The 22,609-nt window shown below is 44.0% G+C and carries 18 protein-coding genes; 9 read left to right on the top strand and 9 right to left on the bottom strand.

Going from position 1 to position 22,609, the window contains the following annotated elements:
- The first annotated feature begins 471 nt into the window (after positions 1-471).
- The 5 genes from FW758_RS11390 to FW758_RS11370 all read left to right on the top strand — a co-directional run bounded on the left by FW758_RS11390 (position 472) and on the right by FW758_RS11370 (position 4,417).
- The gene (locus FW758_RS11390) at positions 472-1,746 is read left to right on the top strand and encodes a tyrosine-type recombinase/integrase (RefSeq protein WP_446445436.1); all 1,275 of its coding nucleotides are present in this window, start codon (positions 472-474) and stop codon (positions 1,744-1,746) included.
- A gap of 240 nt (positions 1,747-1,986) precedes the next feature.
- On the top strand, positions 1,987-2,670 hold the full coding sequence (locus FW758_RS11385; RefSeq protein ID WP_446445435.1) for a hypothetical protein: 684 nt from the start codon (positions 1,987-1,989) through the stop codon (positions 2,668-2,670).
- A complete protein-coding gene (locus FW758_RS11380) occupies positions 2,631-2,756 on the top strand; it encodes an SEC-C metal-binding domain-containing protein (RefSeq protein ID WP_446445438.1) in 126 nt (41 codons plus the stop codon). The genes FW758_RS11385 and FW758_RS11380 overlap by 40 nt, the downstream gene beginning before the upstream one ends.
- A gap of 159 nt (positions 2,757-2,915) precedes the next feature.
- Positions 2,916-3,479, top strand: coding sequence for a recombinase family protein (locus FW758_RS11375; protein ID WP_446445434.1), 564 nt, complete (start codon positions 2,916-2,918; stop codon positions 3,477-3,479).
- The gene (locus FW758_RS11370) at positions 3,479-4,417 is read left to right on the top strand and encodes a hypothetical protein (protein WP_446445433.1); all 939 of its coding nucleotides are present in this window, start codon (positions 3,479-3,481) and stop codon (positions 4,415-4,417) included. The genes FW758_RS11375 and FW758_RS11370 overlap by 1 nt, the downstream gene beginning before the upstream one ends.
- 238 nt (positions 4,418-4,655) lie before the next feature.
- Here FW758_RS11370 and FW758_RS11365 read toward each other — a convergent pair whose 3' ends face one another.
- From FW758_RS11365 to FW758_RS11355, 3 genes are all read right to left on the bottom strand, one after another.
- Complete coding sequence (locus FW758_RS11365) at positions 4,656-5,378, bottom strand: DUF2971 domain-containing protein (RefSeq protein ID WP_446445432.1); 723 nt, start codon at positions 5,376-5,378, stop codon at positions 4,656-4,658.
- Between the two features lie 323 nt (positions 5,379-5,701).
- The gene (gene groL / locus FW758_RS11360) at positions 5,702-7,339 is read right to left on the bottom strand and encodes a chaperonin GroEL (RefSeq protein ID WP_012196636.1); all 1,638 of its coding nucleotides are present in this window, start codon (positions 7,337-7,339) and stop codon (positions 5,702-5,704) included.
- 57 nt (positions 7,340-7,396) lie between these two features.
- The gene (locus tag FW758_RS11355) at positions 7,397-7,687 is read right to left on the bottom strand and encodes a co-chaperone GroES (protein ID WP_006086113.1); all 291 of its coding nucleotides are present in this window, start codon (positions 7,685-7,687) and stop codon (positions 7,397-7,399) included.
- 224 nt (positions 7,688-7,911) lie between these two features.
- Here FW758_RS11355 and FW758_RS11350 point away from each other — a divergent pair, with 224 nt between their 5' ends.
- The gene (locus FW758_RS11350; RefSeq protein ID WP_446445431.1) at positions 7,912-9,279 is read left to right on the top strand and encodes an MATE family efflux transporter; all 1,368 of its coding nucleotides are present in this window, start codon (positions 7,912-7,914) and stop codon (positions 9,277-9,279) included.
- A 1-nt stretch (position 9,280) separates the two neighbouring features.
- Here FW758_RS11350 and FW758_RS11345 read toward each other — a convergent pair whose 3' ends face one another.
- Positions 9,281-10,120 carry a LysR family transcriptional regulator gene (locus FW758_RS11345; RefSeq protein ID WP_446445430.1) on the bottom strand — a complete coding sequence of 280 codons (840 nt, stop codon included), beginning with the start codon at positions 10,118-10,120 and terminating at the stop codon, positions 9,281-9,283.
- A gap of 128 nt (positions 10,121-10,248) precedes the next feature.
- Here FW758_RS11345 and FW758_RS11340 point away from each other — a divergent pair, with 128 nt between their 5' ends.
- Positions 10,249-11,340, top strand: coding sequence for an efflux RND transporter periplasmic adaptor subunit (locus tag FW758_RS11340; protein ID WP_446445429.1), 1,092 nt, complete (start codon positions 10,249-10,251; stop codon positions 11,338-11,340).
- 1,054 nt (positions 11,341-12,394) lie between these two features.
- Here FW758_RS11340 and FW758_RS11335 read toward each other — a convergent pair.
- The 4 genes from FW758_RS11335 to FW758_RS11320 form a co-directional block, all read right to left on the bottom strand.
- Positions 12,395-12,865: a hypothetical protein gene (locus FW758_RS11335; protein ID WP_446445428.1), complete on the bottom strand. Its 471-nt coding sequence runs from the start codon at positions 12,863-12,865 to the stop codon at positions 12,395-12,397.
- Between the two features lie 140 nt (positions 12,866-13,005).
- Positions 13,006-13,569 (bottom strand): hypothetical protein, encoded by a 564-nt coding sequence (locus FW758_RS11330; protein WP_446445427.1) that lies wholly within the window; start codon positions 13,567-13,569, stop codon positions 13,006-13,008.
- 581 nt (positions 13,570-14,150) lie between these two features.
- The gene (locus tag FW758_RS11325; protein WP_446445426.1) at positions 14,151-15,506 is read right to left on the bottom strand and encodes a tyrosine-type recombinase/integrase; all 1,356 of its coding nucleotides are present in this window, start codon (positions 15,504-15,506) and stop codon (positions 14,151-14,153) included.
- Entirely contained in the window at positions 15,503-16,633 is a 1,131-nt protein-coding gene (locus tag FW758_RS11320) for a tyrosine-type recombinase/integrase (RefSeq protein ID WP_446445425.1), read from the bottom strand. Before FW758_RS11320 ends, FW758_RS11325 begins: the two co-directional genes overlap by 4 nt.
- Before the next feature lie 174 nt (positions 16,634-16,807).
- Here FW758_RS11320 and FW758_RS11315 point away from each other — a divergent pair, with 174 nt between their 5' ends.
- Both FW758_RS11315 and FW758_RS11310 read left to right on the top strand, forming a co-directional pair.
- Complete coding sequence (locus FW758_RS11315) at positions 16,808-19,897, top strand: efflux RND transporter permease subunit (protein WP_446445424.1); 3,090 nt, start codon at positions 16,808-16,810, stop codon at positions 19,895-19,897.
- A 676-nt stretch (positions 19,898-20,573) separates the two neighbouring features.
- On the top strand, positions 20,574-21,560 hold the full coding sequence (locus tag FW758_RS11310; protein ID WP_347097148.1) for a DUF3187 family protein: 987 nt from the start codon (positions 20,574-20,576) through the stop codon (positions 21,558-21,560).
- Positions 21,561-21,751: 191 nt separating this feature from the next.
- Here FW758_RS11310 and FW758_RS11305 read toward each other — a convergent pair whose 3' ends face one another.
- Entirely contained in the window at positions 21,752-22,360 is a 609-nt protein-coding gene (locus tag FW758_RS11305) for an FxsA family protein (protein WP_446445423.1), read from the bottom strand.
- Positions 22,361-22,609: the final 249 nt, after the last annotated feature.

The raw sequence follows: 22,609 nt of genomic DNA, 5'->3' as shown, positions 1-22,609 counted from the left end.
CTACAGGGAAGTATCTACGGCGTGTCACTGGTGTAACAGTGTAAGAGCCTGCGGCAGGCAATTAGGAAATACTGAACCTTATAGCGCTGCGGTAGTCCATTCGCAGCATCTATATCAGCCGAGATAACATCAAACTCTCTGGCGCAGCAGCGCCAAAAACAAAAACCCGACTCAGTTACCCGAGTCGGGGTTTTCATTTTTCTCTTACAAGAATTTAGGTTTAAGCGATTAAGCTAAAGACCGCAGATGTTTTGCTAATCTAGCGCAGGAAAAACCGTTTTAGAGCAAGGCTTTTTGTTGCGACGTGTAGTGTTTTTCTACACGAGTAACAAAGTAACGCCGCTATAAACGATTTTAACCAGCTAGGATCACATCATGCCGCCCAAATCAGCTTGAACACCTAGATATCTCTGAAATAAAGGCTTTCAGGTATCATAGGGGTCAACATTGTGGTCAACAAAGGGGTATACATTGCAAGACAAGTACATCGTTAAAAAGAAAGGTAAGGACACTTATCAGTTTAATATGAGAGTCCCCAAAGCGTTAGCACACCTCTACCCTTATAAGACATACATCACCCGTACACTTGGTACATCTTGTATTAAAACAGCTCGCATCCGTAGAGATCGAATTGTGGGTGAGATTGCTGCACAAAAAGAGTCTACATTCAGTAATGAAAGAGGTGCTTTCTTAGCCTTCGTTGATACACTTAAAGAAGCCAAACAGGAAGCCAGAGGCAATCGTGGCGAGGCATACTATCAATTATCGACTCAAGATATTCTAGATACTGAAGCCTTCCCTAAGGCTCAATTAGCGGCCTCACATTCAGTTGAGACAGGTACGATTCCTGAAGGTTATAGACCTACTTTACGAGAAGCACTACACTCATGGCTTGAACGTAACTCGCGCAGAAATACTGATACGATATCAAAGATTAAATCAACTACAGACAGGTTCTTAAAATACTGTGGTCAGTTCGATATTGAGCTTGCAGCTATCCACCGTCGTGACGTTCTCAACTACATAGAGCACACAATCATAGATTACAGCGTTAGCACTGTATCAGGCCACCTGAGCCGCTTACGTAGTGTGTTTAAGCATTCATGGCAGGTAGGATTGATTGACCAGATACCTTGTCCTTTCTCTGACCACGACTTAGCATTTTACAAAGAGCATAAAATAGAGAAGACCCAGTTGTTCAGCGCTCACGAAATCAAACAGATTATGCAATGGTCTGAGTCTCAACCAGACAACATGCGCCTGATAGTAAAAACTGGGCTGTATACTGGAATGCGTATAGGTGAAATCTGCGCTCTAACGGCTAAAGACATACATATGGAGGATGACTTAATCGCTTTCTATGTCAGAAAAGGAAAGTCAAACGCAGCGGAACGTACGGTACCTATCTGTGATGCGCTAGTTAGTGAAATACGTGAACGATTGGCAAACCTTGAGCCTAGCTCATTACTGTTTGGTTTAGAGGGTAAGAAAGCGAGCCGTGACTTTAGCCGCTTTAAGACAACACTCACAAAAGACAAGACCAAGAAGTTCCACAGTTTCCGTGTACATATGATTACTGCATTTGCTCGAGCAGGCATAGACGAGCTCAAAGCAGCTTTCATCGTAGGCCATAAAGGCGGTAAAACCATGTCATATGGTTACTATGCCAAGGCAGATGAGCTACATCGCCTAAAAGAAGCCGTGGAGAAAGCAGCACATATAATTCATAGGGATTGGTTGTCGTAAGATAATTCAAACAGATAAAGCCTCTGAGGTGATGGAAACCTTTGAGGCTTTGTATCACACTCAATGTTTGTGAAACTCATGGGGAATTAAACAAAAGCATAACCGTGCCGGAATATACTAATAGCAACTTGTAGTCTGTTATATGTAACGAGAAAGAAGAAGTGTTTGCTATATTATAATTGTTGAGAGAATACCTTTAAGGTGGCAGTATGGAATTATAGTAGACAAGGTGTGTTAAGAATGACGGTACTGGCTGAGCAAAACCAAGCTGCAGATCTTTTGGTAACTAAATGTACAAACCGAAGATGTGGACATACGTTCCTCAGCAGAAATCCTATATTCGTAGGCGGTAACTCACGAAACATTTCAGTAAGTGGCACTAAAGTCCCTTGCGAACGCTGTGGAGCTTGGGCTGCTCAGCAAGATTGGCATATTGACTCGCTGGGTAAATTTCAACTGCGTGAGTTAATCAACGAAATCCGTAACTTTGATAATATAGTACGCCTCAGAGAGTTCCAAGAACAGGTGACTGAAGCTGCTAATGACGAGTATACCTCAGACGAACTTGCTGATGCCTTGAGTGAATTAGATCCGAGGTTCACTAAGTTCAAGAGCTACATTCGCTCTTTATCAGCTCATGAGCTAGCAAGAGTAATAGAAGCTCTAGTATTACTATTAACTCTAGTCTTCACTATCTCTTCATCTTTTGGGCAAAGAGAGGCTAACGAATTAACTAGGGAGTCAAATGTAATACAAGCGGAATCTGTTTCGATTCAACAAAAGCAGCACGAATTAGACAAGCTTAAGTTTGAAACTGAGCAGTTAAACCGAGATACTGATCAGAAGGTCTCAGAGTTGGAAAACCAAATAGACTCAATACTGAGATTAATAGAAGAAGTTCATTCCAACCAAAATGCAACTTAAAAGGTAACCAAAGAAATGTGCCTTGCCTATGTGGTAGTGGGTTGAAGGCTAAGAAGTGTCACCCTAACGGCTATCAATTTATTTAACCAAGTTAGCTTCAATAATTTAATCCCAACTAATTGTACCCATTAGGTATACCCATACAGGTATGGTCAAACTGTGATCGAACAGTACCCATTAGGGTTGAATTTCAATAATAGGTATACTATTCTCCGTGACCTCTTAGAACCAAACGGATACACCTCGTGGCACACATCGCTTACCTTCGAGTCTCTTCTGTAGACCAGAACACTGACCGTCAGCTTGCCAATGCGAGCATCCCTTTTAATAAGACCTTCACTGATAAATGCAGTGGTGGCTCTACCATACGTCCTGCCCTAACTCAGCTTAAAGACTATGCTCGTGATGGTGACACTATCCATGTCCATAGCATTGACCGTCTAGCTCGTAACTTGGTTGACTTGAAACAATTGGTCAATGAATGGAATGAGAATGGGGTTAGCGTCAAATTCCATAAGGAAGGCCTTAGCTTCAATGCTGGTGGCAGTGACCATATGTCTGAGTTAATGCTTAACATGCTTGGGGCTGTTGCTCAGTTTGAGTTAGCAATGATTCATGAAAGGCGTCAGGAAGGCATTGAGAAGGCTAAGTCTGCTGGTAAATACAAAGGTAGGCCTACTAATGAAACGAACCACCAGCAGATCGCTGAGCTACGCTCACAAGGTGTTTCATTAAGGAAGATAGCCAATGAAGTGGGTGTATCACTATCAACCGTACAAAGGGCTTTAGCAGCCTTAGAGAAGACTTAATGAATCAGTATACGCAAGATAGTAGATTTACCAAGTTAGACCCTAGAACCCTTACGCTTGACCCAGCAATGCAAGCTCGCGATGTTGAATTAATCAAAGACAAACGACTACGGTCAGCCCAAGAGATCAAGCAAGAAGCACAAGACAAAGCGATACTTGAAGACCTCCGTAACGGTGTCCCCATTAAACAGCCTATTAGAGTATTTGTAGTTAACGATATTTACATAGTGGTTGATGGCTTTCATCGAACGAGTGCTTGCTTGAAGTACCTTAAAGAGAACCCTGATTCAGACCTAATGATTGATGCTTTAGTCATTAAGAACCGCACCTACAAAGAGGCTTTTTCTGCTGCACAGGAGGCCAACCAAGCTCATGGTGTGGGTGTCACTAAAGATGAAGAATACCAATCTAAGTTTAGAACGTTGATTGTGAATGGTGAGTTTGACCTAACTGTCTCACAAATTAGAAATAAAGTAGGCTGCAGTCAGGGCCATGCGAGCCATATAGCACATGGACTTAAGGCCTGTAAGGAAGCACTTGCTAGTTTTGCTGGTGGTGAGTTAATCAACCTAAATGACTTTATTGAACAGCTTAAAGAGGGACTTGAGCAAAAATATCTATTGCCAAACAGTGCTTGGGATTCCAAAGGGTTCCCTAAAGCTAGGCCGCTTGCTGATGTTTTTAACGGTAAAGATACAACTCCAGATGAAGATGGTGACGAATGGGAACGTACTCAGATAAAGAATGCTGCTAATGATATGAGCCGCCTAGTTGAGAGATACGGTGAAGATTTCTTTAGGGAAGGCTTAAGAAAGGCTGTTAGGGGTACTGATTTAGGTGTCAAAATATCTCAACGAGGTAAATGGCTAGAGCAAGTAGGGTCAGTAAAAGGTGATGAATCATTTGGTGTTGATGACATTGAAAGTGATGGTTTTTAAAATCACATTGGGAGCCAAAACCCTTACACAATGGGGCCTACAGGTGATTTACAATTAACTGTACACGTGTGTACACCTTGGGAGAACTTAGGGTGTACACAACAGGTTTATCAATTCGTAGACTACATTGGCTGTGTGACTAAACGATAGCTGTTATATTGTCTCTTCATTATCAAAATTTCAACATTAGGGTATTTAAGTTTGACAATACTAAGCAGTAGTTCACGGTCTGGTTTACTCATTTTTCACCGATTACTATTTTTAGCAAAGATGTTTGCTTGAAGTTTAGTAAGTGATTTTTCGAAAATGAAATAAACCTTACTTCCTTTTCTCGTGCCCAATCTTCAGATTTTGTTGTTGAAATCCTTGCAACTAGGTTAGCCCCTTCAAGTTCATTTGAAAGTTTTAAAACACTATTATCAACTTTAAGTAATTCGCTAATGTTAATGCTTTTAGGTCTATTCTGGTATTCGACATGAAAACCTTTAGCCAATTTCCCACTATTATTAAAGATATCCTCTGAGAGTGATTCTTCATCAAAAACAAGGCAAAACCCTCTCAACCCGTCAGAGTAGTGCCCCCACATGTGTGTATTAAATAATGGGTCATCAATATCACCTTCATCGAAATAGGAAAAACTACAGATAAGACTTTCTTCTCGAATCCTTTGGATTAAATCACTAGCACACCTTTTACCAAATTCAACAAGTAACTCTGTTGGAGATAGTTTTTCGGGATGATGAACACTAGTTAATTTAAAGAGATCTGTATTATGAGTAATGTGATTAAGACCTATCTGGGATTGTGCATAAAGTTGAAGACTTGTACTTAAGCTTGAATCAATTATACAACCGCCTTCAAATGGGTCATTTTGATTGATCAATTTATCGAACCATAGCTCTCTATTGGCTAAACCACTTAAAGAATTTTTATTCAATGTTCTAAATTTGTAGAAATACATTTAACACTCGCAAATTTTAGGTTAAACGACATCGTCAATTAATTAACCAATTAAAGTAAATTGAAAAGTACAAAGTTTCAATCACACGTTTTTTTTACGAGTAAGGGGATGACGCAATCGTAAGACCATCAAGATACCCCAAGCATACCCCCCTAGATATAGTCATAGTATTTACTAATCAATTGGAGCCTTGAGCTTTCAGCATTGATGACTGCTTCTACTTGCCACCCACAAACAAAAAGGCTACCGTAGGGGTCAACATTAGCGTCAACACGGTAGCCTTAACTTATTGTTTTATATGACAGTTATGTCATGGGCAATAATTACATCATGCCGCCCATTCCGCCCATCCCACCCATTCCGCCCATATCTGGCGCAGAGTTTTGTGGAATTTCAGCAACCATAGCTTCTGTAGTGATCATCAGACCTGCGATTGACGCAGCGAATTGCAATGCACAACGGGTCACTTTAGTTGGGTCAAGGATACCCATTTCTAACATGTCACCGTAAGTGTCGTTACCGGCGTTGTAACCGAAGTTACCGCTGCCGTTCTTCACTGTGTTAGCAACAACTGACGCTTCTTCACCCGCGTTAGTAGCGATTTGACGCAGTGGCGCTTCCATTGCACGCAGTGCGATAACCACACCGTGTTTTTGGTCTTCGTTTAATACTTCGACTTCAGCGATCTTAGAAGCTACGCGAACCAGAGCAACACCGCCGCCAGGAACCACGCCTTCTTCTACCGCAGCGCGAGTTGCATGCAGAGCATCTTCAACGCGGGCTTTTTTCTCTTTCATTTCAACTTCAGTCGCTGCGCCAACTTTGATGACTGCTACGCCGCCAGCTAGTTTAGCCATACGCTCTTGCAGTTTTTCTTTGTCGTAGTCAGACGTTGATTCTTCAACTTGTTGTTTGATTTGGCTTACACGAGCAGCAATTTGTGTTTGCTCGCCGTTACCATCGATGATGGTAGTGTTGTCTTTAGTGATCACAACACGCTTAGCTGTACCTAAATCTTCCAACGTTGCTTTTTCAAGCTCTAGGCCGATTTCTTCAGCAATAACAGTACCGCCAGTCAGGATTGCTACGTCTTGGAGCATTGCCTTACGACGATCGCCGAAGCCAGGTGCTTTAACGGCAGCCACTTTCACGATACCGCGCATATTGTTCACAACTAAGGTTGCTAATGCTTCGCCTTCAACATCTTCAGCAACGATAAGCAATGGCTTACCGGTTTTTGCCAGACCTTCAAGGATAGGTAACAGTTCGCGAATGTTAGAGATTTTCTTGTCTACTAACAGTACGAATGGGTGGTCTAACTCAACGCTGCCGGTTTCTGGCTTGTTGATGAAGTATGGAGACAGGTAGCCACGGTCAAACTGCATACCTTCTACTACGTCCAATTCGTTTTCTAACGCTTGGCCTTCTTCAACTGTGATCACGCCTTCTTTGCCGACTTTTTCCATCGCAGTAGCGATGATTTCGCCGATAGATTCGTCAGAGTTTGCAGAGATAGTCGCAACTTGCGCAATCGCTTTTGAATCTGCACAAGGTTGTGATAAGGCTTTTAATTCAGCAACAGCAGCGATAACGGCTTTGTCGATACCGCGCTTCAGATCCATTGGGTTCATACCGGCTGCAACGGCTTTTAAGCCTTCAACTACAATGGCTTGAGCCAGTACAGTTGCAGTAGTAGTACCATCACCGGCGGCGTCGTTGGCTTTAGAAGCAACTTCTTTCACCATTTGCGCGCCCATGTTTTCGAATTTGTCTTCTAACTCGATTTCTTTGGCAACAGAAACACCGTCTTTAGTGATCAGGGGTGAGCCGAAGCTCTTGTCTAATACCACGTTACGGCCTTTAGGGCCTAAGGTCACTTTTACTGCGTTCGCTAGAATATTTACGCCAGCCAGCATTCTTACGCGAGCGTCATTACCAAATACAACTTCTTTAGCTGCCATCTTGATTATCCTTTAAATTTTTAATGATTAATTGGAATGTCGAATTGATGCTGAGGATTAACCCACTACTGCCATCAGGTCAGCTTCCGACAGGATCAAAACTTCTTGTCCGTCGATTTTTTCTTTCTTAACGCCGTAACCTTCATTGAAGATCACCACGTCACCCACTTTGACATCCAGTGGTTTAACTGTGCCATTTTCTAAGATACGGCCATTGCCCACAGCAAGGATTTCACCGCGAGTTGATTTTTCAGCGGCGCTACCGGTCAGTACTATGCCACCCGCTGATGTTGATTCAACTTCTAGACGCTTAACGATTACGCGGTCATGTAATGGACGAATATTCATCTATGAACTCTCCTAATGATTTGATGCCCTACAATCGAGCCTATTTGTGATTAAAAAAACAGACACCTGAGTCTGCTCTTTTGCTGTCTGAGATATGGGGCTGATAGTGGCGAGATCCAAGGGCATTTATAAAAAAAACTTCAATTTTTTGATGTCGGTTTTTTCAAGTCCGCACAATCCTGCTAGAATCTCGCCTCCGCTCGCTAACAAGGCACTATTTTTCCATGAAAGACAGACACGGGCTGCTAACAGCGCCAATTGGTCGTGTACTGCTCAACATGAGCCTCCCCAACTTAATTGGCATTATGACCATTCTAGGTTTCAGCCTCGCTGACACTTTTTTTATCAGCCAATTGGGCACCGAAGCCTTAGCCGCCATCAGTTTTACCTTTCCGGTGACCTTAGTGATCTCGAGCATCGCCATTGGTATTGGCGCTGGAGTCTCGACCAATTTAGGCCGACTAATTGGCTCGGGTAATGCCCACAAGGCCAAAGTATTCTTGCATGATGCCTTATTACTGACCTTTGGCTTGATTGCCAGTTTAGCCGCTCTGGGTAGCATTTTTATCGAGCCACTGTTTCGCTTACTCGGGGCAAACGATGACAGCTTGCCGCTGATCCACGACTATATGATTTACTGGTATGTCGGTGCGCCGCTGCTGGTGTTGTTGATGGTGGGCAATCAGGGCTTACGTTCCACTGGCGATACCCGCTCGCCTGCGATGATTATGGCGCTGGCGGCAATCATCAATCTTATCCTCGATCCGTTGTTGATCTTCGGTATTGGGCCGTTTCCGCGCTTAGAAATCCAAGGCGCCGCAATTGCGACCTTGTTCGCTTGGTTAGTGGCGTTATCTTTGTCGGGATATTTGTTGATTGTCAGGCGCAGAATGCTCGAATGGACAGTGTTTGACATCGACAGAATGCGCGCCAACTGGACTAAACTTGCCCATATAGCCCAACCCGCTGCTTTAATGAATTTAATCAATCCGTTAGCCAATGCCATTATCATGGCCATGTTGGCGCATATCGACCACAGCGCAGTGGCAGCCTTTGGTGCCGGTACTCGCTTAGAGTCAGTGCTATTAATCGTGGTGATGGCGCTATCGTCGAGCTTAATGCCCTTTATCGCGCAGAACTTAGGTGCAGGCCAGCCACAAAGGGCGAAAGAAGCTCTGCTGCTATCGATAAAATTTATCTTTATCTTCCAAACCATACTTTATATTCCACTGATCTTTTTGGCTGAACCTATCGCGCACTTGTTCAGTACCGATCCGCTGGTGATCGAGTGGTTGAGTTTTTACATCTTAGTGTTGCCCTGCGCCTACGGGCCTTTAGGCATAGTGATTATTGTGGCGACCTCGCTCAATGCCTATCACAGACCTATGAGTTCACTGGTGATCAACCTGTGCCGCTTAGTGCTACTTATGCTGCCGCTGGCGGCTTTAGGATCCTATATAGGTGACGTTAAAGGCCTGCTGCTGGCGCTACCTGTGACCAATATTTTGATGGGAATTGCCTGTTACTGGCTGGCGCAGCGGATCTGTGAACCGACAAAGGTCACGACCGCCAGCGCCATTCGCGAGGGGTAAACTAGCTTGATTTTTTAACGGGAAAGCGCAACACGTCGTCTGAAAACGCTCCCGTAGAGGCTTTGCAGGATCGACGTGGGCCTTGCTCGCTCATGTTGATCGGCACGCCATTTGGCACTAACTCTTGCATTATGTAGTCGATAAAGCGTCGACAGGCTAAACTCACGTAACGTCTTGATGGATAAGCTAAGAAACACTCGCCTTGGTGGGGCTGGATTTCAGGTAACAGCGTCACTAGCTCACCGGTTTGCACATATTCATCCACGACTTCAGCAGGCGCATACACGATACCGCGTCCTTGCAATCCAAACTCAACCGCCACTTCAATACTGTTAGAGCAGAAATTGCCTCTGACTCTCACCTCTTGTTCTGAACCGATAAATAACTCATTAAAAATTTTGCCGTTGGATAAACGGAACATAGACACATTATGCGCTTCAATCTCTTTCGGTGTTTTAGGTATGCCGTGTACCGCTAAATATTGCGGACTGGCGTAAAAACGTAAGTCAGTGGTAAAAATTGGCCGCACCACTAAATCTAAGGTATCCAACGCAGGCTCAACCACAAAGGCCACATCGAGATTATGTTTCACCATATCAACAGATTCTGAACTGCTGATGACTTCTAAGGTGAGTTTAGGGTGCATATCCATAAAGCGGAAAATGGCTTGCATCAAGATTTTCATGCTGTGGATCGGGAACAATTTAATATTCAGCTCATCTTCCAAGGCTTGCAAACGCCGACTGACAGTCGATTTTGGCAAGTTAAGTAAATCAGCCGCTTCAATCAAACTACCGGTTTCAGCAATTCGGTGGAATAACGCTAAGTCCTCTGTCTTCATTTTGACCTTAAGTTCAATCTCATTATGTGGGACTGATAGCCCCAAAGTATCCCGTTTATTGCAACTACTTTAACTGGTATCTTCGCGCCCAGAAATGCTGACAACTTGTTAACTAGGAAATCGCCACCATGAAATCATATCGACTCTTGCCACTGGCAATGCTGCTTCCAGCCCTGCTCAGTGGTTGTTCGCCTGCTGAAAGTTCAGTACAAGTGGACACTGTCCGTCCGGTTAAACTGTTTGAAGTGCTCAACGTAGAAGCTGGAGATTTTAGAACCTTTCCTGCCCGCGTTGCCGCCAATAGCCGCGCCGAATTGTCGTTCCGTATTTCAGGGCAATTAACCGAACTGACATTAGTCGAAGGCCAAAGAGTCGCTCAAGGTAGCCTGCTCGCCCAGCTTGACGACAGGGATGCCAAAAATAATTTAATGACCCGTGAGGCCGAGCACGAACTGTTAGCTGCCGACTTTAAACGTAAGGTCGAGCTGCTTAATCGTAAGCTGATTTCACAATCTGAGTTTGATAGCACGCAAGCGCAACTCAAATCGGCCAAGGCCGCCCTTGCGGCAGCACGCGATCAGCTGAGTTACACCCGCTTAACCGCGCCCTTTAGCGGCACGATTGCTAAACGTTTAGTGGATAACCACCAAATCGTGCAGGCCAATCAAGGGGTGTTAACACTGCAAAACAACAACTTGCTCGATGTGAGTATTCAAGTACCCGAGGCGATGGCGGCGGGGTTGAAGCAATATACCGATCAAGCTCACTTTACCGCTAAGGTGCGTTTTAGCGCCTTTCCCGAGCAGAGTTTCGACGCCAAGTTTAAAGAATACTCCACCCAAGTCACCCCGGGCACTCAAGCCTATGAAGTGGTGTTTTCATTGCCTCAACCTCAAGATATTCAATTACTTCCTGGGATGAGCGCCGAGTTAACCTTAGCCTTAGTTAAAGATCCAAGTGCCCTTGCATCCAGCATAGTGCCCGCGACCGCCATCGATAAACGCGATCAAGATGGCCAAGTGCAAGTGTGGGTTTATCAAACCCAATCGGGTGAAGTCAAACCCACTATGGTGACCCTAGGACGCGTGAGTAACCAAGGTGTTGAGATTTTAACGGGTATCAACAAGGGCGATCTTATCGTGAGCGCTGGGGTGTCTCAATTATCCGCTGGCATGAAAGTCAAACCACTACGCTGGCAGCGTGGGGTGTGGAGAATATAGGACGTGCCAAGGTGGCATTTTTGCATTAATTTTACGTGTTCAGTTATTTCCGCTCAGGGTAAGTATATCAGTAACTTAGAACCCTTTGAAGGGGCTGGGGTTGTGTAAAAAAGTAGTCCCACGCAACCAATTTTCGGGCAAAAACACCCTTCAAGGTGGCATTTTTGTGTCATTTTCGGCAAAAACGTGAGATTTTTTAGTGGCGTGAAGTGTGGACAATGCAAAACTATCTAAGGTGGCATTTTTGCGTTAATTTTTTACAGATAAATAGTTATAATTAAACCAATTATATCAAACACATAAAACATTAATAAATAATAAAAGCTGTGCAAAAAAGTAGTTTCCCGCAACCAAATTTAAAGACAAAAAATCTCTTAAGGTGGCAATTTTTCCCCAAAAAATACTGGATTTTTTAGCGGCGTAAAGTGTGGTGAATATAGGACATGCCAAGGTGGCATTTGTGCGTTAATTTTCTTAAACACTAATTATATACTAAATTAAATAATATCATAAGCTTACAGGATTTTAGAAAGAGAGTTGTTGTGTAAAAAAGTGATTTTACGCAATTAAATTTAAGATAGAAGAACATCTAAGATGACATTTCCCATAAAATCTCCTTGAGCTTGCTAATAATTAGCGAAGCATTAGCCAATCGCAAATGACATCGCTGAATGGCTTAGGCTTGAAAATGTGCGTGGATAATAAAATCTGATTACCTTTAACATATCAAAAAAATGTGTTTGCATGATCACCGCTAACACATTTTTGGACAAAAGCTTGTTAGTGTTTAAACTCTAAAACTCGCTCTTCGCATTATTATTACTAATGACTATCTTAAGAAAGCAGGTTTATGTTCACTAAGAGGTGGATGGATCGTAGTTCACTCTCGAAACAAGAAGCTAACCAGAGAGTGTAGGTTAACCGTTCTAATTGAACTGCCCTGTGTGGAGCCATATGCAGGGTGGTGTGGGGCTGGAGGCTAGATACCTCCATACCCGATTATGAACTGGTATCACGTTCAATTAGGGCTTTCTCCAAAAGGTTCTGGTTGATGTCATTTGAATACATTAATTCCATCTCTTATCTGGCCATTCACTTTAACAGTTAGCGTATCTTCAATGATCATGATCTCTACCGAAGGCATATAGGCATACTCATAGAAATATGAATTGCACTGTAATACCCACCCGTTCATTAATTTATGGCTATCAAAGTCACAACCTTCCCACTCGCCATCAATCTGAGTGGTAAATATTTTCCCATCTACGATTCTTCCAGATACCTCTTCGTTTCCAACTACAATAACTTTGTTGTCTACTGCGATAACTCTCGGGCGGTATTCGTAAAAGTATTGGTATTCTTCGCAAACAAAAAACTGACCATTGGTTAATGGGTAAGCCTTGCCGTGTTCACAACCATCAAATTCATCTTCAATAGTGAATGTATCAGCAAGAGCGGTCGAGCTGAGAGAAGTTAGCGCTACCAATATGCTGAACTTTCTAAAAAGAGACTTAAATCTATTCATTCCGTTGATACTCCACACCGAAGTAGGTTCATAACGGCCAACTCAGGCGGTCATTTTATGTAGCGTTTTTGTTCAATAATTGGAGCTTGCGACACATGCACAAAAACGGCGTAGTAAAATGTGTCGTTTGCAGTTGCTTGTTAGCTGCTGAACCCAAGCAACTTCTTTAAATTTATACCAATACCACTTATATTTGGTTCCAAAATTACAGCATCTGCCGCAGCTCGCCAGCCCGTCTTTTTCTTTATCACTTTCTGAACGTCAAAGTCCATCAGCTCTTTCTTATCTTCAATATCTTGGAAAATCTTGTGGATTAGGGAAACAACATCGCTCGTTGTTTTACAGCATTTCTTCAGAGGTATTAACAACAACTTATCTTTAATTTCGCCGCTTTCTCTCCAGCCGTGATTGTTTTCCTTGAAATATCTTGGATGAAGTGTCGTGATCATAAGCGCAGGAAGAATTTTTTCACCATCCTCACCATTAATTCCATGGTATGAAAAGACTTCATTTTCAAAGTGAATAGGTTCTAAGCCTGCTACAACTACCGATTTTGATTTTGACGCTAATCTAGCCATGTTTGTAAAGTTCGAGCGCATTGCTTCTGCTAGTGGCTCATGCCAGCCATAATCTAGCATGTAAACGAAATATTCTCTCTCAGCGTCAGCTGGCAGATTCCCTAAATTGTGAACATGTAATCCCATGCTGATTTCTCCTTTGCAGCTAACATTTGATATACGACTTGCGCGTTTTGCCAAGTCCTCTCGAAAAAGCGTGCACAGGCATCGACACTATAAACCTCATTAATACAAATCATTGATACATTTATGGCTAAATAGCATCCAATACACGCTCGGACAAAACTTAGTCGCACACTTTGCTTTCCGGTTATCTGAACTTTTCATGAGTGCACACCTTCATCTAACTGAATTTACTCCTCTTTTCCTTTTCGCTCAATAGCAAACCGTGAACTGATTCCGCAAAATTTCGAGATTAACCGCACAAAACCAATAATACTGTATAAAAGTGCAAACACTGCTGAACTTAGAGGCTGTCGCTAGACGGCATCCTTCCCTTCAGACAAATGAGAAAAAGTATTACAAAGAGGTCAGTGCTGCATAGGACAAATTACTGAAGATAACACATAAAGGGGCAAAAACGCGTTAGCCCAAAGCTAACGCAAAAAGACGGTGTTCAGGACATGAATCAGACTAGGCAAGTCTGATTCACTAACACGGTTTTGGACAAAAATTGGTTTACTTTATACCCCCAACAGCGTTTAACTCTACAAGAATAGTTCACGATCCCTAAATCGTTGTATCGCGCGAAGCTCCTCTTTAGTCAAAGAGGCCGGTGTCTGTAATGGTTTAACCTGCTTCACTGTCTTCACCGCTTTAGGCTTTGGTTTCGCCGTTGGTTTTCTTTCTGGCAGACGCTTTTGCTTTACTTTTACGGCTGGCGTGGGAGCCTGATTAGTTTGGGGTATTAAGGGCTTTAGGGGTTCAGACTGAGCAAAAATGTCTTTGAAGACAGTCCCGATAATCTCGGCGGCTTGCTCTACGCTATCATCCCCAACATGGGTATATCGTAACGTCATTGTGACTTTTTTATGCCCAAGTAAAGAGGCCACCATCGGAATACTACATCCGTCCATAACAGCATAACTTGCAAAGGTATGCCGTAAATCGTGCAATCTGACATCTTCAATCCCTATCTGTTTTCGCAATCTTAGCCACAGCGACTGTACCAACGTAGTGGAAGCGCCTTGTTTCATCGGGAAAAGTTCTGTATTGGCCTTACTGTGATAGCGACTTAATATGTCAACTGCGGCTTGACCAATATAAAGCACTTTTGCCCCCGTTTTACTGTCGGGCAAATGCAATTCATTGCCGCGAACGTACTCCCCTTTTAAAAAAGTGATTTCCGATAATCGGCAACCTGTTAGCAGTAACAGCCGCAAAATATCAGCACATTGAGCAATACTGCCGCCGACCTTTTCACATTCATCAAGCGCCACAGATAAACGCTGCATTTCAGCAACACTCAAAAAGCGATTTAATACCCGTCTTTTGTTTTGCCGAATACCAATGCAGGGGTTCGTCAGGCAATGCCCCTGCCTCAATGCTAACTTGAAGACTGATTGCAATGTATCAAGGTTACGGTTAGCGGCACCTTTGCGCGTTTTACTTATTTCATCAAACCATGCTTGCACCATCCTATGGTTAATCATGTGCAACGGGTAACGGCCAAAATGAGCTAACAAGCGTCTATTCAGCGCGGGTAAGACTGACCGTTTTGTACTGGGTTTCCAGTGTTCAAAAATCATCGGCTTCCATGTTTGTTCAACAAACACGTCAAAACGGGGGGAAGCACTCATGCTCGGTTGAGTGTTCTCCTCTCGCCATGCTTGAAGTTGTCCTGTGGCTTTCTCCCGTGCCGCTTTAACCGTTAGCGCACTAACAGGCGCAAGAATGCGTGTGCGTGTCCGATTATCAATAAGGCGGCTAATAACGTACTGCATCGGTTTATCGGGCATCACTTTAACGCCAAGGCCATGACAGAGACTGTCTTGAATGGTATAGGCGCGTGTTTGACGGGCTAATGACCGAATAAACACTTGTGTTAATTTCACTGTTTTCATCGTTGCATCTCCCCTGCAATGAGTTGAGAAACAACATTTGCCGCCTGTTGAACATCACGTTTAGCAAGGTGTGTGTACTTTAAGGTTGTTTCAGGCAAGGCATGCCCTAATAAGCGGCCAATCGTGAGGATGTTGATATTGTGCTTTACTGCGATACTGGCGTAGGTGTGGCGTAAGTCATGAATGCGAACATCATTAAGATGAATAGTCTGGCGCAATGGCCGCCAAAATCGGTCTAAACAAGCAGGGGTAAACGGCTGTGAAGGTGATTGATGCCAAAAAAGATACTCGCTGACTTGCGGCCAATCACTCAGCAACTCCCGCGCAAAGGAAGACAGAAACACCGTTTTCGCGCCTGTTTTACTGTCAGGCAAATACCAATGCCCTTGCCGATAATCAGCCCATTTGACGGAGCACACTTCGTTACAGCGACAACCCGTTAAGATGAGTAACCGTAAGACCATCACCGCAACGGGTGACGCTTTTTCATGGCTATCTAAAGCCAACCATAGCCGCTTGAGTTCTTCCTCAGATAAATAACGCTCACTGTGCGTAGACTTATACCGCTTAAAGCCTTTGCAAGGGTTACTTTGCGCTGGACGATACTCATATACTTCGGCTTGCTGCATCATTACCGACAACAACGGCAACAAGCGATTAGCCATACCTTTCGAGGCATGCATACCATCAAACCACTGTTCTATGTGTTGTCGTGTCAACGCTGCAAGCGGAACATCACCCAACACAGGGGCGATATGCCGCGTAAAACCACGCTGGCTATTGAGTAATGTTGAGGGCTTCCAATGACGGGCATATCTTGGAAAAAACTCTTCTGCGAACGCACAGAGCGTAAGAGAGGGCGCAGGTTCACGCACCACCCCATAACGTAACGCATCTATCTGCTTTCTTGCCTCAAGTCGCGCATCATCAAGCGTGATATCATTTGCATTGCCGATAACATGAAGTTGCCGCAAGCCTTGATACTGGAAGCGAACGTAATAACACCGAATACCAGAGGGATAGGCTCGCATAAAAAAAGCGGGAAAATATTTATCGTAAAACACCGTTATTTTCTGTGGTGTGGGTAAATTATCAATCATTGACTGTTGCAGTTTAATACTCGGCATAGGTTTTCCTCGTTCAGTAAGGTGGCATTCATGAGGTGTTTTCGAACCATTTTCGGGCTAAAAACACGTAAGAAACGCATTAAATTTCACTGAGCGAAAAAACAATAAAACACATTTAAATCAATGCACTAAACTCAACAAACAACCACCCCCTTGGAGCGTGGGGTGTAATTGATGAACATTGCAGAATATTCGATACGTCACAAAGTCATCAGTTGGATGTTTGTGTTGCTGCTACTCGTGGGTGGCGGCGTGAGTTTTACTGGTTTGGGGCAATTAGAATTCCCCGAATTCACCATTAAAGAAGCCCTAGTGATCACGGCTTATCCCGGCGCATCACCTGAACAAGTTGAAGAAGAAGTCACGCTGCCGCTCGAAGATGCCCTCCAGCAGCTCGATGCCATTAAGCATGTGACCTCGATTAACAGTGCGGGCCTGTCACAAATCCAAATCGAGATTAAAGAAAGCTACGACAAAACCACCCTGCCACAGGTGTGGGATGAAGTGCGTCGTAAGGTCAACGACACGGCGGGCAACTTGCCTCCGGGTACAACCGCGCCGCAGGTGATGGACGACTTTGGCGATGTGTATGGCATTTTATTTAATCTCTCTGGGCCTGATTACAGCAACCGCGAGTTAAGCAATTACGCCGACTATCTGCGCCGCGAACTCGTACTCGTGCCCGGGGTTAAAAAGGTCTCGGTTGCAGGCAGCGTCACCGAGCAAGTCGTGATTGAAATCTCCCAGCAAAAGCTGTCGGCACTGGGATTAGATCAAAGCTATATCTATGGTTTAGTGAACAATCAAAACGTGGTCTCCAACGCGGGCAGTTTAGTGATTGGTGATAACCGTATCCGCATTCATCCCACGGGCGAATTTAGCAATGTGCAGGATCTGGCGCGCTTGATTGTCAGCCCACCGGGTAGCACTGAGCTAATTTACCTTGGCGACATTGCTAATATTGAAAAGGATTACGACGAAACCCCGAATGTGCTTTACCACAATAAGGGCGAAGCGGCGTTATCACTGGGGATTTCTTTCTCTAGCGGCGTGAACGTGGTCGAAGTCGGACAAAAGGTTAGTGACCGTTTAGCCGAGCTTGAATCCCAACGCCCAATCGGCATGAATTTAGCGACGGTTTACAACCAGAGTCAGGCGGTCGATGAGACAGTTAACGGCTTCTTAATCAACTTATTAGAATCCATTGCTATCGTGATCGCCGTGCTCCTGCTGTTTATGGGGCTGCGCTCAGGCATGTTGATGGGCCTGATCTTACTGCTAACGATTTTGGGTACCTTTATCGTGATGAAAGTGCTGGGGATTGAGCTGCAACTCATCTCCCTCGGCGCACTCATTATCGCCCTCGGCATGTTGGTCGATAACGCGATTGTGGTCACCGAAGGTATTTTGATTGGCCTGCGCCGTGGTAAAACCCGTCTCGAAGCGGCGAAGCAAATTGTGGCTCAAATCCAGTGGCCGCTATTGGGCGCGACTGTCATTGCCATTATTGCCTTTGCGCCCATTGGCTTATCGCAAAATGCCGCCGGTGAATTCTGCCGTTCTTTATTCCAAGTGTTGATGATTTCGCTGTTTATCAGTTGGATCACCGCCATCACCTTAACGCCGTTCTTCTGCCATCTGTTATTTAAGGATGCGCCGAGCGACGAAGAAGCCCAAGACCCTTACAAGGGCTGGTTCTTCAGCTTATATCGCGCAAGTTTAACCCTAGCGCTGCGCTTTAGATTAGTGAGTATTCTGCTGGTTATAGCCATGCTGTTCAGCGCTGTAGTGGGCTTTGGTCATATCAAGAATGTGTTCTTCCCTGCCTCTAACACGCCGATTTTCTTTGTGGATATCTGGATGCCAGAAGGCACGGACATTAAGGCGACCGAACGTTTTACTGCCGATATTGAGCGCCAGTTACTGCAACAGAACGAGCAAAAAGATATTGGGTTGAAACACTTAACCAGCGTTATCGGCCAAGGCTCGCAGCGTTTCGTCCTGCCCTATCAGCCAGAAAAAGGCTATCCCGCCTTTGCCCAGTTGATCGTCGAAATGCAAGATCTAGCCGCCGTTAAAGCCTATATGCCAGAGTTAGAAACCTTGTTAAATCAACGTTTCCCACAGGCACAATATCGCTTAAAAAATATGGAAAACGGCCCATCGCCCGCAGCCAAAATTGAGGCACGCTTCTACGGTGACAATCCTGAAGTGCTGCGCGCTTTAGGCGCCCAAGCCGAGGCCATTTTCCACGCCGAACCGAGCATGGATGGCATACGTCACAACTGGCGTAATCAAGTGCCCTTGATCCGTCCGCAACTGGAAAATGCCCAAGCGCGGGAAACGGGGATCAGTAAGCAAGATCTCGACAATGCCCTATTGGTTAACTTTAGCGGTAAGCAAATTGGTTTATACCGAGAAACCAGCCACTTGTTGCCCATCGTCGCCAGAGCGCCCGCCGAAGAACGTTTGCAAGCCGACAGCCTATGGAAGTTGCAAATTTGGAGTAGCGAACACAACACCTTTGTGCCTGCCACCCAAGTGGTGAGTAGCTTTAACACTGAGTGGGAAAACCCGCTGGTGATGCGCCGAGATCGTATGCGTATGCTCGCTGTGATGGCCGATCCTAAACTTGGCAGTGATGAAACCGCCGACTCTGTACTGCGTAAAGTGAAAGACAAGGTCGAAGCGATCAGCCTACCCGCAGGTTATCACTTGGAATGGGGCGGTGAATTTGAAACCGCAGGCGAAGCGCAAACCGCGGTATTTAGCTCGATTCCCATGGGTTATCTGGCGATGTTTTTAATCACAGTATTCCTGTTCAACTCAGTGCGCCAGCCCTTAGTGATCTGGTTTACTGTGCCCTTGGCCCTGATTGGGGTATCTGCGGGACTCTTGTTATTCGACGCCCCTTTCAGCTTTATGGCGCTACTCGGCCTGCTGAGTTTGTCGGGTATGGTGATTAAAAACGGTATCGTCTTGGTCGATCAAATCAACCTCGAACTCAGTGAAGGCAAACCCGCTTATTTCGCCTTGGTCGACTCCTGTGTCAGCCGTGTGCGCCCCGTCATGATGGCAGCGATAACCACTATGCTCGGGATGATCCCACTGATCTCAGACGCCTTTTTCGGTTCAATGGCGATAACGATTATTTTCGGTCTCGGTTTTGCGTCACTGTTAACACTCATAGTACTGCCAGTGATGTACAGCCTAGTATTCAATATTAAAGCGACAGCGATAGGAGGTGAGTCACCTAACAAATAAAACTCAACTTTTTAGCTCCGCAATTGATCCAAAAACGCTTCCCGGCGCGGCCGGTCAGTCACTCTGTTAGTGGCTGACTGGTCATTATTGCCCTTTAAGAAAAACTGAAAACAATATCGTTTGAATAACTAAATTTGGCATATTAATGCAAGGCTTTAATTAATGATGGCAAATAACACAGCCAAGAAAAAATGTATTCATTAAAACATGAACTATCAGTTCCATATTTACACGAGTAATATGGAGTAATAATCAATTACGCACATTTACACGAATAAATAACAAAGGTATATTTATAGCCGATTATTAATTTGCCATGCCATCTTAAATACCACCCTCATAGTTTACGACAAAATGATGTTACTATTTTGTTGCAATTAACATTTGAGAAGCATCATGAAATTACGTTTTGATAGGATTCTTCCAATAAGAAAACCAACAGTATTACTGGGAATTATCAGCGCTTTGCTCATACTATCTTTAATTCCGTTTATCGGCAGAACATTCTGGCTTGCACTCGTACTCCTATGGTATGTGTTTTTGTAGTTTGAATTTAGTAATTTTAAACTGCCAAGTAAAAACTTATTATCAATTTAAACATCAGTTATGTATAGCTGATAAATGTCTTTTCAATAAGCGTTGCCTTTAATCTATATTAGTTAAAAAGAGCTCCCAGATGAGATATGCAAAGAAAATGTTATTTGTGACTATTAAGGCACATCTAATTTACGCGGTACTTTTTTTACCAAATACTTTCGCAGAAAATATTAATTATAGCCATTATGGTCCACTCAGTGTGTATGCTCAGTCACCCATGCAGGCGGCTAGTCTAACCCCTATGCTACGTTCTGGGTTTGCACTGCCTGAGGGGAAAAAAGAGCTATACGGTTCTGCGACGGCTGCAAGTGTATGGGCTGAAACTGATGAATATTATGCTGACTATTACCAGAATTCTCTCAATGGTGGGATCAGGTGGCAATTGACAGAAAAATGGATGCTGGATAGTCATTACAACTGGAGTTTTAGTGGAGATAACCACCTTGACTCAGTCACTATCTGGTTTCATGATGCCTTTGGCATAGGTCAAAATGGCCGTGATAATACAACCAAGAATCAAAATGAAATATATTCAAAAAATGGTATATATCAACCTGATATTTCTGGTGACACGCTCAATAATGCCATAAGTTTTTATTTAGAGTACCAGCTAATTAATGAAAATAATTATGGGCTATCAATTGGTGGCAGCTTATATTACAACTATGTTAATTCAGGCCCATTTGTAGATAATCGGTTTGAACAAGCATTACAGCTGAATTATAGCTATACCACTGGAATGCATAGCTTGTACTCCACAGCTGGCATTAGTTTTAGACAAAATAATGAAAGCCTCTCCGGAGCAGACTATAAAGATCATGCATTAATGTTATCTTTAGGTTATGAATTTTTGATGGGACGTCATGGTTGGCTTATTGAATTGCATCATTATGATGGCTTACTAAATACAGATAATGACTTCTCAAAGGCTTCACACGAAGTATTTCTAGGCTATAGATATTATCTAGATAACAGTGCAATTGAGTTTGCTATAGTCGAAAATCTACTCAATATGGACAATAGTACTGACATTGCTTTTTCTCTTGGGTATCGAATTATGATTTAAACAGATCTTATTCAATCTCGTGGAGCGAAAAATAGTACTTTTATTGCTAAGTGAATGACTATTGCGAGCTGATGAAATACACCAGCGGCGCAGCTCAAATTAATGATGATGGCCGCTGGGATTGAAGCAAGTTTGAGGTAGAAAGTTAAAGTGAATAAAGGTGTGTATCAAACGCACTAAACCATAACAGACTAAGGCTTAGGATCTTTATCCTGCGTGTTACCTTGTTCTTTATTCTGATCTTTATCAGGCAGCTGATGGCTCGCGGGCTTGATATCACTCGGATCGACTTTATGTTCGAAGTCGCCCTCAAACACATTACCGTCTTTCTTCACGCTATGATCAAACGGCGCTTGGCCAAATGGGTCCTGCGGCTTAGGCCCAAAGGGACTTTGGCCCGCTTGAAAGCCACCGTGCATTCCGCCCTGTAACCCCGCCACAACCCGCAACTGCATACGCTTGAACAGCAAGGCAGCAATGGGACGACGGGTGAATGGCGTCAGCAATAATAGGCCAATGGCATCGGTCACAAAACCGGGGATCACGAGTAAAATACCCGCCATGGCTAACATCATGCCTTCGACGATTTCTTGCCCCGGCGCTTCACCGCGAGCGAGTTTTTGCTGTACTTGCATTAAGGTGCTTAAACCTTGGCTGCGAACCAAAGAGACCCCGAGCACGGCGGTAAACAGCACTAAACCTATGGTAGTCCAAGTGCCAAGCACTTCACCCACACGGATCAGCACCGACAGCTCTATTACTGGGATCAGCACAAAGAGTAAAAATATAATGAAAAACATACCGACCTCAGGTTTATCTGACTATCTGTGTAAACTAAATGGGGACTATCCGGTCTTAATTCAAGTCAGGCTAAGCATAGCGACAGACTAAGAGGCTAATAACCTCTGATTGAGCAACGGATTTAACAACTGATATTTAGCTCACCCTTTTGTTAACGCGCTAATGTATGAGACCATTAAAACACGTAAAGTAGCCTAACTCAGTTGGCTTAAGCGAACTTTAAGATTCTTAAGAGACGATACCTAATA

This window comes from Shewanella sp. 1180_01 (genome assembly GCF_052850535.1).
The sequence above is the reverse complement of the archived record's forward strand: the minus strand, read 5'-3'. Positions and strand labels throughout refer to the sequence as shown.

What these genes read in the sequence shown, in the direction of transcription:
- FW758_RS11385 (WP_446445435.1), top strand. Translation starts at nt 1,987, where the DNA reads ATGACGGTACTGGCTGAGCAAAACCAAGCTGCAGATCTTTTGGTAACT.
- FW758_RS11370 (WP_446445433.1), top strand. Translation starts at nt 3,479, where the DNA reads ATGAATCAGTATACGCAAGATAGTAGATTTACCAAGTTAGACCCTAGA.
- FW758_RS11365 (WP_446445432.1), bottom strand. Translation starts at nt 5,378, where the DNA reads ATGTATTTCTACAAATTTAGAACATTGAATAAAAATTCTTTAAGTGGT.
- groL (WP_012196636.1), bottom strand. Translation starts at nt 7,339, where the DNA reads ATGGCAGCTAAAGAAGTTGTATTTGGTAATGACGCTCGCGTAAGAATG.
- FW758_RS11355 (WP_006086113.1), bottom strand. Translation starts at nt 7,687, where the DNA reads ATGAATATTCGTCCATTACATGACCGCGTAATCGTTAAGCGTCTAGAA.
- FW758_RS11350 (WP_446445431.1), top strand. Translation starts at nt 7,912, where the DNA reads ATGAAAGACAGACACGGGCTGCTAACAGCGCCAATTGGTCGTGTACTG.
- FW758_RS11345 (WP_446445430.1), bottom strand. Translation starts at nt 10,120, where the DNA reads ATGAAGACAGAGGACTTAGCGTTATTCCACCGAATTGCTGAAACCGGT.
- FW758_RS11340 (WP_446445429.1), top strand. Translation starts at nt 10,249, where the DNA reads ATGAAATCATATCGACTCTTGCCACTGGCAATGCTGCTTCCAGCCCTG.
- FW758_RS11335 (WP_446445428.1), bottom strand. Translation starts at nt 12,865, where the DNA reads ATGAATAGATTTAAGTCTCTTTTTAGAAAGTTCAGCATATTGGTAGCG.
- FW758_RS11330 (WP_446445427.1), bottom strand. Translation starts at nt 13,569, where the DNA reads ATGGGATTACATGTTCACAATTTAGGGAATCTGCCAGCTGACGCTGAG.
- FW758_RS11325 (WP_446445426.1), bottom strand. Translation starts at nt 15,506, where the DNA reads ATGAAAACAGTGAAATTAACACAAGTGTTTATTCGGTCATTAGCCCGT.
- FW758_RS11320 (WP_446445425.1), bottom strand. Translation starts at nt 16,633, where the DNA reads ATGCCGAGTATTAAACTGCAACAGTCAATGATTGATAATTTACCCACA.
- FW758_RS11315 (WP_446445424.1), top strand. Translation starts at nt 16,808, where the DNA reads ATGAACATTGCAGAATATTCGATACGTCACAAAGTCATCAGTTGGATG.
- FW758_RS11310 (WP_347097148.1), top strand. Translation starts at nt 20,574, where the DNA reads ATGAGATATGCAAAGAAAATGTTATTTGTGACTATTAAGGCACATCTA.
- FW758_RS11305 (WP_446445423.1), bottom strand. Translation starts at nt 22,360, where the DNA reads ATGTTTTTCATTATATTTTTACTCTTTGTGCTGATCCCAGTAATAGAG.